Below are 15083 nucleotides of genomic sequence, written 5' to 3' on the forward strand. Positions count from 1 at the left end.
GCAACGACGGAAGCGCATGCGGGTACGGCGACATGACCCCACGTCGACGCGCTCGGCGGACGTGGCGTGGTGAGGGTGGGTCAGGTCGGAGTCGCTTCGTGCCCGGGGTCAGCTCAGCAGCGGAAGACCTGAAGTGCCGCTGTGCGATGGGTCGTCGATGATCTCGTCGTGCGGTGGTGCGCCGCGGGGGCCGCGCTGTGCGACGGGTCCTCGCGACCGACGGTGACGTCCTTGCAGAGCAGGGGACGCGCGGCGGACGGAGGGACGTGGTCCGCGACACGGATCCGGTCGCGGGTGCGCAGGGGGCCGGTCGGGCCGTGGGAGTGCGAGATCTCGCCGCAGGTGACGATCTCGGCCCTGGTCCCGGGTCCGGTGAGCTGGGCCGGGTGTGCGGATGCGAACGCCGTGGTGGGGGCGGAGAGCTGCAGGGCCATCAGGACCGCGGCGAGAACGGCGAACAGGGTGCGTGCCGTCCTGCCTTGTCCCATGTGCCCTCTCTCGGCCGGATTCACATCAAGCATTCCCACGCTGATAAGTACGTTAACGCGGGAAGCTGATTGCAGGGTTAACTTAACGTTTCACCCTGAAGAGAGCCTGAAGAGCGAGGACAGGTAAGGACAGAGAAGGGCAAGAGGGAGCAGGAAAGGACAGGTAGGGACACGGAAGGGCGGGGAAGCGCGAGGAAGCCCGAGGAGTGGCAAGAGGAAAGGGGAATTCCGGCGGGAGCCGTCAGGCCGCCACGAGCCCCTTGGCGTCGCGGGCCAGCGCCGTGAGGCGGGATATCGCGCGGAAGTACTTCTTGCGGTAGCCGCCGTTCAGCATCTCCTCGCTGAACAGCCGGTCGAAAGGCATCCCCGAGGCGAGTACCGGCACTTCGCGGTCGTACAGCCGGTCGGCGAGCACCACGAGCCGCAGCGCGGTCGACTGGTCGGGGACGGGCCGCACGTCCGTGAGGCAGACCGCCTCGACTCCGTCCGTCAGCGCGCCGTAGCGGCTGGGGTGCACCTGGGCCAGATGGTCGAGCAGATGCGGGAAGTCGTCGAGCGAGGCGCCCGGCGTGGCGTACGCCGCCTTCGTGACCTGCTCGTCCGAGTACGGGGCCGGGGCCTCGGGCAGTCCGCGGTGGCGGTAGTCCTCGCCGTCGATGCGCAGTGACCTGAAGTGCGCCGAGAGGCCCTGGATCTCGCGCAGGAAGTCGACCGAGGCGAATCGGCCCTCGCCGAGCTTGCCCGGCAGCGTGTTGGAGGTCGCGGCGAGCGCCACCCCCGCTTCGACCAGCCGGGCGAGCAGGCTGGACACCAGGACGGTATCGCCCGGGTCGTCGAGCTCGAACTCGTCGATGCAGAGCAGCCGGTGGCCGCTCAGCGTCCGGACGGTCTGCTGGAAACCGAGCGCGCCGACCAGGTTCGTCAGCTCCACGAACGTGCCGAAGGCCTTGAGCGAGGGCTCCGCCGGGGTCGCGTGCCAGAGGGAGGCGAGCAGGTGGGTCTTGCCGACGCCGTACCCGCCGTCGAGGTAGACACCGCGGGGGCCGGCCGGGGCCTTCGCGGACTTCCTGCCGAAGCCGAGGAAGCCGCGCTTGCCGGAGCCGGCGGGGTGCGTCCCGTCGAGCCCCGCCGCGAACGCGTCCAGGACCCGGACGGCCTCGGTCTGGCTCGGCTGGTTCGGATCCGGGATGTACGTGGCGAAGCGGACCGAGTCGAAGCGCGGCGGCGGCACCATCTCGGCGACCAGCCGGTCCGCGGGGACGCGTGGCTCGCGGGCGCACAGGGACGACGGGGCCGCGTCGGGCAGGGGGCCGAACCGGGAGGCGGTGGTGAAGGTTGACACGGTTCCCTACTCTACGTCCCGTGCCAGACTGCACGACATGCGACGCCTGTTCCCTGTGACCGACGAGACAGCAGCCCCGGCCCCGGACGGGGTACCGAGTACCGGGACGGATGTCCGGCAGACGGACCGGGACGCGGACCGGGGTTCGGTACGGGGCTCGGTCCGGGATCCGTACCGGGACAGGGAATGGGGGCTCGATGAACTGGCCGAGGCGTACGCCTATCCCTCGGGGTCCGGGTCGTGGCTGCGCGCCAACATGGTCTCCACGCTCGACGGCGCCGCCCAGCACGACGGGCGTTCGCAGAGCATCTCCGGCGCCGCCGACATGCGTGTCTTCGGCACGCTGCGCGGACTCGCGGACGTCGTGGTGGTCGGTGCGGAAACGGTACGCCAGGAGGGGTACCGCCCCGCGCGGGCCCGCCGGGACTTCGCCGCGCTCCGGGAGGCCGCGGGGCAGGGTCCGGCGCCCGCGATCGCCGTGGTGAGCGCCAGTCTCGACCTGGACTTCTCGCTTCCGCTCTTCACCTCGCCGCTGCTGCCCACGCTCGTGCTCACCGGAGCCGCGGCCGCGCCCGACCGGACGGCCGCAGCCGAGAAGGCGGGTGCGCGGGTGGTGGTCGCGGGTGAGGGCACGGGGGTGGACCCGGCGCGGGCCGTCCGCGCGCTCGCGGAGCTGGGCATGCGCCGGCTCCTGACCGAGGGCGGGCCGCGGCTGCTCGGACAGCTGGTCGCGGCGGGTGTCCTCGACGAGCTGTGTCTGACGGTGTCCCCGATGCTCACCGCGGGGGACGCGCAGCGCATCGCGGGCGGTCCCGCGGTCGTGGTGCCGAGCCGATTCGAACTGGCGTCCCTGTTGGAGGAGGGCGGGTTCCTCTTCGGCCGTTACCGTCGGATCTGATCAAACATGATCAAAGAGGTGGAATCACCTGTTCCGTTTGACTTTCGCTGGGCACAATAAAACTCGCAGTCCCCGTGGGGTCACGGGGCAGGATGGTTTCCGCAGGGGTCTTCGAACGGCCCACGGAAGAGAAGGGCGTTTGTCGTGTTCACGAGCGTTTTGATGATCGAGAAGGCCCTTACCTCCGAGGACGTGGAGTTCGTCACCACTTTGCACGGCGACGAGGAGGTCGCCTTCCACGTACTGCTCCAGCCCCGTGGCGACCAGGCGGACCGGCTGCTGCGGGCGATCGACGACGTGGCCCTCGGCGAGCTGGACGAGGCGGCCCGCGAGCACGAGACGCCCGAGGGCGAGGACGCCGTCGGGCAGGGGCGGCGGGCTCTGGAGGTGTCCCTGGCGGCGCTGCGGGCGCACGGTGGCGGGGCGGAGGGGCGGCTGATCGAGGCCCATCCGCTGGACGCGCTGAAGGCCCTGGTCGAGGAGACCGGGGCGGACGAGGTCATCGTGCTGACCGATCCCCACTACGTGGAGGAGTTCTTCCACCGGGACTGGGCGTCGCGGGCGCGGCACAAGGTGGGCGTGCCGGTGCTGAAGCTGTTCTCGCACAGCAAGGCGTGACGTGGCGCTGCCGCTGGGGCTTGGCGGGGGGTGCCGTGGGTGGTGCTCGGGGTTGGCGGGTGCGGGTCGGTGGGGGCTGGGTGCGCAGTTCCTCGCGCCCCTGACGGGCGGGGCTGCGGCCGTGGCTGCGCCTGCGGACGTGGGTGGTGCTCGGGGTTGGCGGGTGCGGGTCGGTGGGGGCTGGGCGCGCAGTTCCCCGCGCCCCTGACGGCGGGGCTGCGCCTGCGGACGTGGCTGCGCCTGCGGACGTGGGTGGTGCTCGGGGTTGGCGGGTGCGGGTCGGTGGGGGCTGGGCGCGCAGTTCCCCGCGCCCCTGACGGGCGGGGCTGCGCCCGCGCCCGCAGCCGCGCCTGCGCCTGCGCCTGCGGACGTGAGGGTTCGGCGGGTGCGGGGGTGTGTTCGTGGGGACGGAATAGGGTGGGTGGGCTCATGCTCGTTCGCGCATCCTGGGAGAAACACCTATGGCACCCGGCCTTCCTACCGCCATGGATCGACCGCACTTCATCGGCATCGGCGGCGCCGGGATGTCGGGCATCGCGAAGATCCTCGCGCAGCGCGGAGCCGCGGTGGCGGGGAGTGACGCGAAGGAGTCCGCCACCGCCGAGGCCCTGCGCGCGCTGGGCGCCACGGTCCACATCGGGCACGCCGCGGGCCACCTGGCCTCGGACGCCACCTGCGTGGTCGTCTCCTCGGCGATCCGCGCCGACAACCCGGAGCTGGCCCGCGCCGCCGAGCTGGGCATCCCGGTCGTCCACCGCTCGGACGCGCTGGCCCGCCTGATGGACGGCCTGCGGCCGATCGCGGTCGCCGGCACCCACGGCAAGACGACCACCACGTCGATGCTGGCGGTCTCCCTGTCGACCCTGGGCCTGAACCCCTCGTACGCGATCGGCGGCGACCTCGACGCACCCGGGTCCAACGCCCTGCACGGCGAGGGCGAGATCTTCGTCGCCGAGGCCGACGAATCGGACCGCAGCTTCCACAAGTACGCGCCCGAGGTGGCGATCGTGCTCAACGTGGAGCTGGACCACCACGCGAACTACGCGTCCATGGACGAGATCTACGAGTCCTTCGAGACGTTCGCCGGCCGGATCGTGCCGGGCGGCACCCTGGTGATCGCCGCGGACCAGCACGGCGCGCGCGAGCTGACCCGGCGGCTGCCGGACAGTGTCCGGGTGGTGACGTACGGAGAGTCCGAGGACGCGGACGTACGCGTCCTGTCCGTCGTCCCGCAGGGACTCAAGAGCGAGGTGACCGTCGAGCTGGACGGCTCCCGGCTCACCTTCACCGTCTCCGTGCCCGGCCGCCACTACGCGCACAACGCGGTGGCGGCGCTGGTGGCGGGCGTGGCCCTGGGCCTCCCGGCGGACGAGCTGGCCGCCGCGCTCGCCTCGTACACGGGGGTGAAGCGCCGCCTCCAGCTCAAGGGCGAGGAGGCGGGGGTGCAGGTCATCGACTCCTACGCGCACCACCCGACCGAGATGACGGCGGACCTGGAGGCGATGAGGGCGGCCGCGGGGGACTCCCGCATCCTGGTCGTCTTCCAGCCCCACCTCTTCTCCCGCACCCAGGAACTGGGCAAGGAGATGGGCCAGGCCCTGTCCCTGGCGGACGCCTCGCTGGTCCTGGACATCTACCCGGCCCGCGAGGACCCGGTCCCGGGTGTGACGAGCGAGCTGATCATCGAGGCGGCGCGGGCGGCGGGCGCGGACGTGACACCGGTGCGGGACAAGGCACAGGTGCCCGCGCTTGTGGCGGGAATGGCGAAGCCCGGTGATCTCGTTCTCACCATGGGCGCGGGTGACGTGACGGACCTGGGACCCGAGATCCTGGCCCGTCTGTCGAAGTGACCGTCCGCCGAAATAGCCGTACCTGAGTTGAGGGGCTGAGCAACATGTCGTACGACATCGAGAAGCCGGACGAGCAGTGGCGTGCGGAGCTGAGCCCGGCCGAGTACGCCGTCCTGCGCCAGGCCGGCACGGAGCCGGCGTTCCGCGGTGAGTACACCGACACCACGACGAAGGGCGTGTACTCCTGCCGGGCCTGTGGCGCCGAGCTCTTCACCTCCACGGAGAAGTTCGAGTCGCACTGCGGCTGGCCGTCCTTCTACGACCCGAAGGAGTCCGACGCGGTCGAGCTGATCGAGGACCGCTCGCACGGGATGGCGCGGACCGAGGTGCGCTGCTCCCGCTGCGGCTCGCACCTGGGGCACGTCTTCGAGGGCGAGGGGTACGCGACCCCGACCGACCAGCGGTACTGCATCAACTCGATCTCGCTGCAGCTGACGCCGGTCGAGGACTGACCCGAGGCGCGGGACGGTGGACTCCCGCCGGTGGCCCGTGAGCCGTGCGGCTCACGGGCCACCGGCGGGATGTTCTCGCGCAGGTGTGCCGTCGACGACGTGCCGGGGATGAACAGGATGTTCGGTGAGCGCCGCAGCAGCCAGGCCGGCGCGACGGACATCCGCGTCGCCCCCGACCGCTGGGCGCAGACGCATATGGCCGAGGTCCTCGCACACCGTGAGAACCACGAGGCACGCACCTCCTGACGACTCACATCCCAGGAGCAGGCGGCCGGGCGGGCGGGTGAAATCGGGTGGCGAGCGTGGACATGTATCCGGCCGGGGCGGGCAGGAGACGGGCACCTTGCTTTCCACCTAAGGCGGCATCCGTGGTTTCCATCGTCAACACCCCTGAAGCATGTGCTTCCAGTGTGGGAGTGCCGGAGGCCGTCGGTGAGCTGGGCGACCTGCCGTGGATCGAGGACGGGGGCAAGGTCGCCCCGAAGGACGCGCGGGCGCTGTCCCGGCTGTTCCTGGACCGGCTGCAGGAGCTGGAAGAGGGCACCCGCGAGTACCAGTACGCGCGCAACACGCTGATCGAGATGAACCTGTCCCTGGTGAACTTCGCCGCCCGCCGGTTCCGCAACCGCGGCAGCGGCGACATGGAGGACGTCATCCAGGTCGGCACCATCGGCCTGATCAAGGCCATCGACCGCTTCGACCTGTCACGCGAGGTCGAGTTCACCTCCTTCGCGATCCCCTACATCGTCGGCGAGATCAAGCGGTTCTTCCGCGACACCACCTGGGCCGTGCACGTCCCGCGCCGCCTGCAGGAACTGCGGGTCTCCCTCGCCAAGAGCAAGGAAACCCTCGCCGTCCGCCTCAACCGCCCGCCCACGGTCCGGGAACTCGCCGCCCACCTCGACCTCACCGAGGACGAGATCGTCGAAGGACTCGTCGCCGCCAACGGCTACGTCGCCGGCTCCATCGACACCCCGCACACCGACGACGACTCCTCCGACGGCGGACCGCGCTACGCCGACACGCTGGGCACCGAAGACCCCGCCATCGACCTCTTCGAGGACCTCCACACCCTCGCCCCCCTCCTCCAGGAACTGGGCGAACGCGAACGCACCATCATCGAGATGCGCTTCGGCCAGGAGATGACCCAGGCCGAGATCGGCCGTGCGCTGGACCTCTCCCAGATGCACATCTCCCGCCTCCTCACCCGCACCCTCACCCACCTGCGCACCGGACTCCTCACCACCTGACACCACGGGTCAGGGAGGGCCCCGGGGCCCTCGTACCGGCTGGGTATCGTTGCGGCCATGGAGCCCATGGAGCTACGTACGCTGCGGTACTTCGTGGCGGTCGCCGAGGAACTCCACTTCGGCCGGGCCGCCACCCGGCTGCACATGACCCAGCCGCCGCTGAGCCGGGCGATCAGACAGCTGGAGACGGAGTTGGGCGCCGCGCTGTTCGCGCGCTCCTCCGCCGGTGTCGCGCTCACCCCGGCGGGGGCGCTGCTCCTCGACGAGGCGCGTCCGCTGCTCGACGGGGCCGACCGGCTACGCGCACGCGTCACCGCGGCGGCCGGCGCCGCGAGCATCACCGTCGGCATCCTCGGCGACAGCACCGACCAGGGCGCGACCCGGCTGGCCGCCGCCTACCGCCGACAGCACCCGCACGTCGAGGTCCACGTCCGCGAGACCGACCTGACCGATCCGACCTGCGGACTGCGCACCGGACCGGTCGACGTCGCCCTGACCCGCGGGCCGTTCGACGAGACCGGTCTGACCGTGCGTGAACTGCGCACCGACCCGGTGGGCACGCTGCTGCGCGCCGACGATCCGCTGGCCCACCACGACAGCCTCAGGACGGCCGACCTCGCCGGCCGCCGCTGGTTCCGGTTCCCGGCGGGCACCGACCCGCTCTGGCAGGCGTACTGGAACGGCGGGGAGCCCCGCGAGGGCCCGGTGGTGCGCGCCGTCCAGGAGTGCCGGCAGGCCGTCCTCTGGAACGGCACGGTCGGTATGACTCTCGCGGGCCACGATCCGGGCGACGGGCTCACCGTGGTACCGCTGCTCGACATGGCGCCGAGCCCCGTGGTGGTGGCGTGGCAGCAGGGCGACACGAACCCCCTGATCCGCTCCTTCGTCCGGATCGCGACGGCCGCCTTCCGCGACTGAGCCCGCCGGCGGGTGGCCGCGGGTAGTCTGCGGCACATGCGGATCTCCGTCTCCTCCGACATGGACGAACCCGTGGCCCGCGCACTGCTCGCGCAGCTGCGCGAGCGCGGCCACGAGGTGCTGGCGTACGGGGCCTTGCGGCCCGGGGACGACGCGCGGTGGGCGGTGTGCTCGGGGGCGGCGGCCCGTGACGTCGCCGCCGGACGGGCGGACCAGGCGGTGGTGTGCTGCTGGACCGGCACGGGCGCGTCGATCGCCGCGAACAAGGTGACGGGCGTACGGGCCGCGCTGTGCACCGACGCCTACACGGCCGAGGGCGCCCGCCGCTGGAACGACGCCAACGTGCTGGCCCTGGGCCTGCGTCTGACGTCCGAGCCGCTGCTCAAGGAGATCCTCGACGCCTGGTTCGACGCCGAGCCCAGCACGGACGCCGACGACCGCGCGAACGTGTCCCATGTGAACCGCCTCGAACCGGGCGCCGGCGGTACGGCTCCGGCTTCAGCCGCGGCTCCGGCTTCGTAGGCCGGTTCCGCCGCGGCTCACAGCACCTTGCGGTGCACCAGGGCCGACAGGACCAGCGCGCCCGGCAGCAGAGGCACCCAGACCGTCAGGACGCGGTAGCCGACGACGGTCGCCGTGGCGAGTGCCATCGGGGCGCCGAACGCGACCATGGTGAACACCAGCGCGGCGTCCACGGGGCCGATCCCACCGGGTGCGGGAACCGCCCCGACCGCCGTACTGGCCAGCAGCAGCGCGAGGACCACCTGCGCCCAGGAGAGCGGGAGTCCGAGCGAGAAGCCGACCGTGGCGATCACACTGCCCTGCAACAGCGGAGTCGCCGCCGCGCCGCCCCAGAGGGCCAGGATCCGGGCGGGCCGCCGGTGCAGCAGCCGTACGTCGGTCAGGGCGGTGCGCGCGCAGTCGAGGGCCGGGCGGCGCAGTGGACGTACCGTCGCCACGAGCAGCGCGGCCGAGCCGAACCCGGCGGTGACCGAACCGGCGACCAGCAGCACGGTCCGTTCGTCCGGGACGAGTTCACCGAGGTGCAGCAGGTCGGGGGAGGCCGCCAGGAAGCCCAGCAGCACCATCGTCTTGGCGATCGGTCTGACCAGGGAGTACAGGGCGAGCGAGGCGGTGGCGCGCGCCAGCGGGATGCCGCGGCCCTGGAGGAAGCGCAGGGTGACGGCGTGGGCGCCGATGCTCGCCGGCAGTACGTGGTTCGCGGCGCCGGCGGCGAACTGTGAGGCCAGCAGCAGTCCGGGCGGCAGCCGGTCAGGGAGGGCGCCCTGCCGCGCACACGCGGCGGCCACCCAGCCCAGGCAGGTGAACAGGAGCGCGGCCAGCAGCCACCAGGGGTCGGCGGCGGCCAGTTTGGCGCTGCCGTCGAGGACGGCCCGCCGGTCGACCGCCGCCCACGCCGCGATCAGCAGCAGCGGAAGCAGACTGAGCGCCCAGCGGGCCGGCCGCGCGAGCGAAGCGAACCTGGCGGGCGTGGAGGGAGGAGGGACCGGCGGAGAAGTGGGCGCCGAGGGTTCGGGAACGTCGGGAGACGGGGCGGGCGTGGGGAGCGCCCGGGGGACGGTGTCGAGCGGGAGCAGGGACACGGGGCACGCGTCCTTCCGCGTCACACCCGCGCGGCGCGGGGCGGACGGTGGCAGGGCGAGACAGGAGGGGACGGTCCGTACATGCCCACTCGGTGTGACGCCGTGGTGTCCGGAAGCCGACGGGGCGTGGACGACCCGCCGTCGTGTACACGGTCGCCCGACTGAGTCATGCCCTCACGCGGACGCGTTCACGCTCACACCCGCGTGTTCGCGGCCGTACCCGGCTGCCGCCGTACTCGTACCCGCGGCCGTACCCGTACTCGTACCCGCGGCCGTACCCGCGTCCGTGCCCGCAGTCGTGCTCAGGCCAGGCTCTCCGAGGGGCCGCCGCCGTTGCTCCGGGCCGAGGTCGCTATCAACTGGTCGATCAGCGCGATCAGTACGTCCCGGCACGAGTCCCGGTCCCGGGCGTCGCACAGCAGCACGTGCGCGTTCTCCGGCAGGGCCAGCGCCTCCCGGATCTCCTCGGGCGAGTACGGGTGCTCGCCGTGGAAGCCGTTGACGCCGACGACGAACGGGATGTCGCGCCGCTCGAAGAAGTCGATGGCGGCGAAGCTGGACTCGGGCCGGCGGACGTCGACCAGGACCACCGCGCCCAGCGCGCCGATGGCCAGGTCGTTCCACATGAACCAGAACCGCTGCTGCCCGGGTGTGCCGAAGAGATACAGCACGAGTTCCTGGCTGAGCGTGATCCGGCCGAAGTCCAGGGCCACCGTGGTGGCGTGCTTCTCCGGGATGCCGCCCAGGTCGTCGACGCCCAGGCCGGCCGCCGTGAGCGGCTCCTCGGTGCGCAGCGGCACGATCTCACTGACCGCGCCGACCATGGTGGTCTTGCCGACGCCGAACCCTCCGGCGATCAGGATCTTCACCGTGTCGGGTGCCGAGGTCCCCTGGATGACGGGGTCAGAGCCGATCAAGGCCGTCCCTCACTTTCTGGAGCAGGTCCAAGTCCGTGACGCGAGAGATCTCACGTGGTGCCCGCGCGGTGATCCGGCCGGCCTCCAGCAGGTCGCAGAGCATGATGCAGACCACGCTCACGGGCAGATCGAGCTGGGCCGCCAGCTCCGCCACCACGACCGGCTTCACACACAGCCGCAGGATCCGCGCGTGCTCGGGCTGCGGTCTGGCGGCCCCGTCCGGCTGCGGCTCCACCGTGGCGACCGACGTGATGAGGGTGAAGTCGGTACGGCTGGGCCGGGTGCGGCCGCCGGTCAGCGCGAACGGCCGGACGAGCCGGCCCGCCGAGTCGCCTCCGTTCACCTCACTCGCCGTTGTCGCTGGCGACACCGGCGCGCGGGGCCGCGCTGAGGTGCTCGCCGATCTTCTTCACCAGCATGTTCATCTGGTACGCGACCACTCCCACGTCCGCACCCCGGCTGGTGAGCACGGCCAGGTGGGCTCCGGGCCCGGCCGTGCTGAGTATGAGGTAGCTGTTGGCCATCTCGATGAGCGCCTGCCGTACGGGGCCGCCGCGGAAGTCCATGCTGACGCCCTTGCTGAGGCTCATCAGGCCGGACGCGGTCGCCGCGAGGCGCTCGGCGTCGTCACGCAGGAACCCCGTGGACCTGCTGACGACCAGCCCGTCCTCGGAGAGCACGACGGCTTGGTTCACCTCGGCGACCCGGTCCACCAGTCCGGTGAGCAGCTGGTCGAGCTGGCTGTGCGTGGCTGGGATGGGGCGTGTCATTTCTCTGTCCTTCATGAGCGGTCAGCGGGCGGAGTCGAGGTGACGGATGCGCCTTCGGGCGCGGCTTCTTCCTGTTGGTCGTACGTCGGATCCGCGTCGTTGTCACGTGCCTGCAGCGTTCCGCGCTGGAATCCCGCCAGGGAGGAGGCCGCGCGCTCCGCGGTGAAGTCTTCCAGGGGGTTGTCGGCCTGGTCGTCCGCGGAGTCCTCACGCAACTCGGCGGCCAGGCTGGTCTGGGGCACCCGGCGCGGCAGCGGGGTGATGCCGCCGGGCCTGCGGCCGGACCCCGCGCCGAGGCGGGAGGTGCCGGTGGCGGGGCGTGCCGGGGGAGCCTCGGCCGGCCGGGCCGCGGGGGCCTCGGGCGTCCGGGCCGCCGGAATCTCGGCCGTCCGCGCCGGGGGGACCTCCGCGGTCCGCGCCCGGGTGACGGGCTGTGCCTCCCGGGAGCGCTCGTGCGTGGGTCCGTCCCGCTCGGCGTCCCCGACGCTGGTCGTGCTCCGCGCGGCGGCCTGGGCGAGCTCCTCGGCCGGTGACCAGGACTCGTCGGCCGGTGGCCACGGCTTCTCGACGCGCTGGGCGTCCCCGGTGACGGCCTCCAGGGACTCGCGCACCACGATCTCGTACGGGATCAGCACGATCGCGGTCGTGCCCCCGTACGGCGAGGAGCGCAGGGTGACGCCGATGCCGTGCCGGTTGGCCAGCCGGGCGATCACGAACATACCGAGGCGCAGGTCGTCGGCGAGCGCCACCACGTCGAACTGCGGGGGCTGTGCCAACTGGGTGTTGAGCGACACGTAGTCGTCGTCGGACATGCCCAGACCGCGGTCCTCGATCTCCACCGCCAGGCCCTTGGCCACCAGGCCCGCCCGTACCCCGACCGGGCTGGGCGCGGGGGAGTACGTGGTCGCGTTGTCGATCAGCTCGGCCAGCAGGTGGATGACATCGGCCACCGCGGGCGGCGCGAGGAAGACCTCCTCCTCGGTCTGCACCTCCACCCGCTGGTACTCGGCCACTTCGCCGACCGCGCTGCGCAGGATGTCGATCAGGGCGACCGGCTCGGTCCAGCTGCGTCCGGGCCGCTCACCGCTGATGATGACCAGGTTCTCCTCGTAGCGGCGCAACTGGCTGGCCGTGGAGTCGAGTTCGTACAGGCCCTTGAGGATGTTCGGGTCCTGGTGCTCGCGTTCCAGCTTGTCGAGCTTGGTGAGCTGGAGATTGACCAGGTTCTGGCTCTGCCGGGCGATGCCCAGGATGACCTTCTGGAAGCCGCGCCGGGTGTCGGCGAGTTCCACCGCGGTGTTGACCGCCGTCCGCTGGGCGGCGTTGAACGCCTGCGCCACCTGCCCGAGTTCGTCCCTGCCGTAGTCCAGCTCGGGCGTGGCGGACTCCACGTCGACCGTCTCGCCGCGGTCGAGGCGCGCGACCACGTCGGGCAGCCGCTCCTCGGCCAGGCTGAGGGTGGCGATGCGCAGTCCGCGCAGCCGCCGGGAGAGGGAGCGGGTGATGCGCCACGACATCAGGACGCAGACCAGCAGGGCGACGAGTCCGGCGGCGCTCAGCGCGGCCGCCTTGATCAGCAGCGACTTCGCCTGGTCGTCACTGCGTTCCAGCAGCGCCGACGTCTCGTCGCGGATCAGGGTCTTGTACTGCCCCGAGAGCTTGGCGAACGCCTCGTCCCAGCGCTTCTGGTCGTTCGGCAGGGCGATCTTGCCGCCCTCGGTGCCGTTCTTCTCCCGCGCCCCGAGCACCTGGTCCTCGACGACCTGCAAGGACCGCCACTCAGGGCTCTGCAGGATCTGCTCGGTCCGGGTCTTCACCGAGCCGCGCAGCGAGGGGACGAGCTGGTCCTCGACGAGCCAGCGCCGCGCGTTGACCAGTTGGGTGAAGGCGCCCAGCGACTGCTCGTCGAGCTTGCCCGCCGGCCAGACCAGACGGAGCTGGGCGTCCTCCTGGGAGACCAGTTCCGCCGACTGTTCGAGGGCGACGAGCGGCCCCGCCTGCGAGGTGAGGTTCCCGTCGTCGACCTGGGAGATCTCCTCGAAGGCGTGGATCTGGCCGTCGACGATCGCCGTGTACTGGTCGAGCACCTGCTGAGGGTCGATCTCGCTGGAGTCGTCCACCTGGCCGCGGTAGTACTCCAGGCTCGCCAGCGAGCCGACGACCGAGGACATCCGGTCGCGGATGCGCTCGGGGGCCTCCCGGATCCGGTCGGACTGGCCGACCAGGGTCGCGATCGCCTTGTCGGTGCGCTCCCGCTGCTGGTCGAGCGCGGTCCGGGAGCTGCGGGGCGAGGCCATCAGCACGGCCGACAGGCTGCGCTCCTCCTGCAGCGCGAGCGTCGCCTCGGTGCCCATGGCACCGGTCGACCTGCTCAACCCGGTCTGGTCCCGCAGCCGTAGCCCCTCGGAGAACATCTGGATCGTCGTCACACCCCACATGGCGGCGAGGGTGACGCTGGGAACCAGTGCCAGGAGGATCAGCGAGAGACGTATGGAGCCGAGACGGCGGCGGGGGCCTGTCCGTGGAGACATCGTCGTCCTAGAGCGATCAGCGGTGAGCAGGGGGAAGCCCCGAGGGAATCGGGCGGTCGGCAGCGGCAGGATGAGGAGGAGGGACCGGGAGGAGTCGGGGCAGGGGCGGGGCAGGATTCGACCGCGGCCGGTGACCGCGTGTCCTGTACACACAGGGGATGCGCAGGATGCTATCCGTACAAGTGACCGTACGCACCGTGAGTACCCCAAACCTTGTCATCGCTGTTATAAGCCGACCCCGGAATCGATGGTTCCGGCTGACGGTCCGACCGGTCGGTCAGCGGGTGCCGTTGGCCGCGTACTTGGCGACGGAGGCGACGTTCTCCTTGGTGACGAACGCCGGTCCGGTGAGCACCGGAGCCTCGCCGCCGCCACTGACGTTGCCGTTGGTCTCGTACAGCCAGAACGCGTCCACCGCGAGGTATCCCTGCAGGTAGGGCTGTTGGTCCACGGCGAACTGAACGTCCCCGCTCTGCACGGACTTCACGATGTCGTCGTTGAGGTCGAAGGTGGAGATCTTCGCCTTGCTGTTCGCGTCCTTCACCGACTTCACGGCCGCGAGGGCGAACTGGGCGCCGTTCATGACGGCTTCGTCGATGCTCGGGTCCTGCTTCAGCGCGGCGGCGACGGAGTCGGTCACGGCCTCGTCGTCGGTGCCGTCCACGTAGACGATGTCGGTCCGGCCGCCGAAGGTCTTCTTCACGCCGGCACAGCGTGCCTCCATGGCGACGTTGCCTTGCTCGTGGATGACGCACAGGGCGTGCTTCACGCCGAGGGAGTCCAGTTTGTCGCCGACGGCCCGGCCCGCGACGCTCTCGTCCTGGCCGAAGTACTGCATGAGCCCGCCCGGCTTCCAGGCGTCGATGCCGGAGTTGAGGCCGACGACCGGTATGCCCGCCGCCTTGGCCGCGGCGACCGCGCTCTTCATCGCCTCCGGCTTGGCCAGGGTCAGCGCGATGCCGTCGACCTTGTCGGCTATCGCCTCCCGCACCAGCTTGACCTGGCCCGCGGCCTCGGGGTCGCTCTTGTACGTCAGGTCGATGCCGTCCTTGGCGGCCGCGGCCTCGGCGCCCTTGCGCACCCGCTCCCAGAACTTGTCGCCCTCGGCGCTGTGGGTGATCAGGGCGACCTTGATCCCGGAGCCGCCCGCCTTGCCCGCGGTGGTGGCGTCGTCGTCGGCCCCGTCCGAGCCGGTGCAGCCGGACGCGAGCAGGGAGACGGCTGCGCAGGCGGCCAGGGCCGCGGCCCTGGTGGATCTGGTGGGGAGGAGACGGGAGGGGGTGGAGTTCATGGGGTACGGCACCTCGCTGTGCGGCCGACAACCGGATGGGGGGCACGAAGTCGGTGCGACGGCCGACGGGACGATGTGCCGACTGTCCGACTTTTACTGGCCGGAGCCAACCGTGTGTGACGCCTGGTCGTCAAGTGAGTGACCGCATGGCCGG

15 protein-coding genes and 1 pseudogene are annotated in these 15083 nt (G+C 71.5%); 7 read left to right on the forward strand and 9 right to left on the reverse strand.

Annotation, left to right across the window (positions count from 1 at the left end):
• Positions 1 to 113: 113 nt before the first annotated feature.
• Entirely contained in the window at positions 114 to 488 is a 375-nt protein-coding gene (locus tag ACLVWQ_RS01555) for a hypothetical protein (protein ID WP_414106239.1), read from the reverse strand.
• 241 nt (positions 489 to 729) lie between these two features.
• Complete coding sequence (zapE, locus tag ACLVWQ_RS01560; protein WP_414106240.1) at positions 730 to 1830, reverse strand: cell division protein ZapE; 1101 nt, start codon at positions 1828 to 1830, stop codon at positions 730 to 732.
• A 37-nt stretch (positions 1831 to 1867) separates the two neighbouring features.
• On the opposite strand from zapE, the gene ACLVWQ_RS01565 reads away from it, so the two are divergent.
• From ACLVWQ_RS01565 to msrB, 4 genes are all read left to right on the forward strand, one after another.
• Positions 1868 to 2728 carry a pyrimidine reductase family protein gene (locus ACLVWQ_RS01565; RefSeq protein WP_414106241.1) on the forward strand — a complete coding sequence of 287 codons (861 nt, stop codon included), beginning with the start codon at positions 1868 to 1870 and terminating at the stop codon, positions 2726 to 2728.
• A gap of 144 nt (positions 2729 to 2872) precedes the next feature.
• Positions 2873 to 3346, forward strand: coding sequence for an indole-3-glycerol phosphate synthase (locus tag ACLVWQ_RS01570; RefSeq protein WP_414106242.1), 474 nt, complete (start codon positions 2873 to 2875; stop codon positions 3344 to 3346).
• Between the two features lie 461 nt (positions 3347 to 3807).
• Entirely contained in the window at positions 3808 to 5196 is a 1389-nt protein-coding gene (gene murC, locus ACLVWQ_RS01575) for a UDP-N-acetylmuramate--L-alanine ligase (RefSeq protein WP_414106243.1), read from the forward strand.
• A gap of 44 nt (positions 5197 to 5240) precedes the next feature.
• Complete coding sequence (msrB, locus tag ACLVWQ_RS01580) at positions 5241 to 5648, forward strand: peptide-methionine (R)-S-oxide reductase MsrB (protein ID WP_414106244.1); 408 nt, start codon at positions 5241 to 5243, stop codon at positions 5646 to 5648.
• A gap of 68 nt (positions 5649 to 5716) precedes the next feature.
• Here msrB and ACLVWQ_RS01585 read toward each other — a convergent pair.
• Positions 5717 to 5827 (reverse strand): annotated as a pseudogene (locus ACLVWQ_RS01585) (oxidoreductase); the annotation flags it as partial.
• Positions 5828 to 5956: 129 nt separating this feature from the next.
• Between ACLVWQ_RS01585 and ACLVWQ_RS01590 the strand changes: the two are divergent.
• The 3 genes from ACLVWQ_RS01590 to ACLVWQ_RS01600 all read left to right on the forward strand — a co-directional run bounded on the left by ACLVWQ_RS01590 (position 5957) and on the right by ACLVWQ_RS01600 (position 8338).
• Positions 5957 to 6898 (forward strand): RNA polymerase sigma factor SigF, encoded by a 942-nt coding sequence (locus ACLVWQ_RS01590; RefSeq protein ID WP_414106408.1) that lies wholly within the window; start codon positions 5957 to 5959, stop codon positions 6896 to 6898.
• A 66-nt stretch (positions 6899 to 6964) separates the two neighbouring features.
• Complete coding sequence (locus ACLVWQ_RS01595; RefSeq protein WP_414106409.1) at positions 6965 to 7816, forward strand: LysR family transcriptional regulator; 852 nt, start codon at positions 6965 to 6967, stop codon at positions 7814 to 7816.
• A gap of 36 nt (positions 7817 to 7852) precedes the next feature.
• Complete coding sequence (locus tag ACLVWQ_RS01600) at positions 7853 to 8338, forward strand: RpiB/LacA/LacB family sugar-phosphate isomerase (protein ID WP_414106245.1); 486 nt, start codon at positions 7853 to 7855, stop codon at positions 8336 to 8338.
• A gap of 17 nt (positions 8339 to 8355) precedes the next feature.
• Here the strand turns inward: ACLVWQ_RS01600 and ACLVWQ_RS01605 are convergent, their stop codons facing one another.
• The 6 genes from ACLVWQ_RS01605 to ACLVWQ_RS01630 all read right to left on the reverse strand — a co-directional run bounded on the left by ACLVWQ_RS01605 (position 8356) and on the right by ACLVWQ_RS01630 (position 14929).
• Positions 8356 to 9420: a lysylphosphatidylglycerol synthase transmembrane domain-containing protein gene (locus ACLVWQ_RS01605; RefSeq protein WP_414106246.1), complete on the reverse strand. Its 1065-nt coding sequence runs from the start codon at positions 9418 to 9420 to the stop codon at positions 8356 to 8358.
• A 302-nt stretch (positions 9421 to 9722) separates the two neighbouring features.
• Positions 9723 to 10337 (reverse strand): GTP-binding protein, encoded by a 615-nt coding sequence (locus ACLVWQ_RS01610; protein WP_414106247.1) that lies wholly within the window; start codon positions 10335 to 10337, stop codon positions 9723 to 9725.
• Positions 10324 to 10680 (reverse strand): DUF742 domain-containing protein, encoded by a 357-nt coding sequence (locus tag ACLVWQ_RS01615; protein ID WP_414106248.1) that lies wholly within the window; start codon positions 10678 to 10680, stop codon positions 10324 to 10326. Before ACLVWQ_RS01615 ends, ACLVWQ_RS01610 begins: the two co-directional genes overlap by 14 nt.
• Position 10681: 1 nt before the next feature.
• Positions 10682 to 11107 carry a roadblock/LC7 domain-containing protein gene (locus tag ACLVWQ_RS01620; protein WP_414106249.1) on the reverse strand — a complete coding sequence of 142 codons (426 nt, stop codon included), beginning with the start codon at positions 11105 to 11107 and terminating at the stop codon, positions 10682 to 10684.
• Positions 11108 to 11118: 11 nt separating this feature from the next.
• The gene (locus ACLVWQ_RS01625; RefSeq protein ID WP_414106250.1) at positions 11119 to 13638 is read right to left on the reverse strand and encodes a nitrate- and nitrite sensing domain-containing protein; all 2520 of its coding nucleotides are present in this window, start codon (positions 13636 to 13638) and stop codon (positions 11119 to 11121) included.
• Between the two features lie 277 nt (positions 13639 to 13915).
• Positions 13916 to 14929 carry a substrate-binding domain-containing protein gene (locus tag ACLVWQ_RS01630; protein WP_414106251.1) on the reverse strand — a complete coding sequence of 338 codons (1014 nt, stop codon included), beginning with the start codon at positions 14927 to 14929 and terminating at the stop codon, positions 13916 to 13918.
• Between the last annotated feature and the right edge of the window lie 154 nt (positions 14930 to 15083).

The sequence above is a fragment of the Streptomyces sp. CWNU-52B genome (assembly GCF_047444975.1).
In the GTDB taxonomy this organism is placed as follows: Bacteria; Actinomycetota; Actinomycetes; order Streptomycetales; family Streptomycetaceae; genus Streptomyces.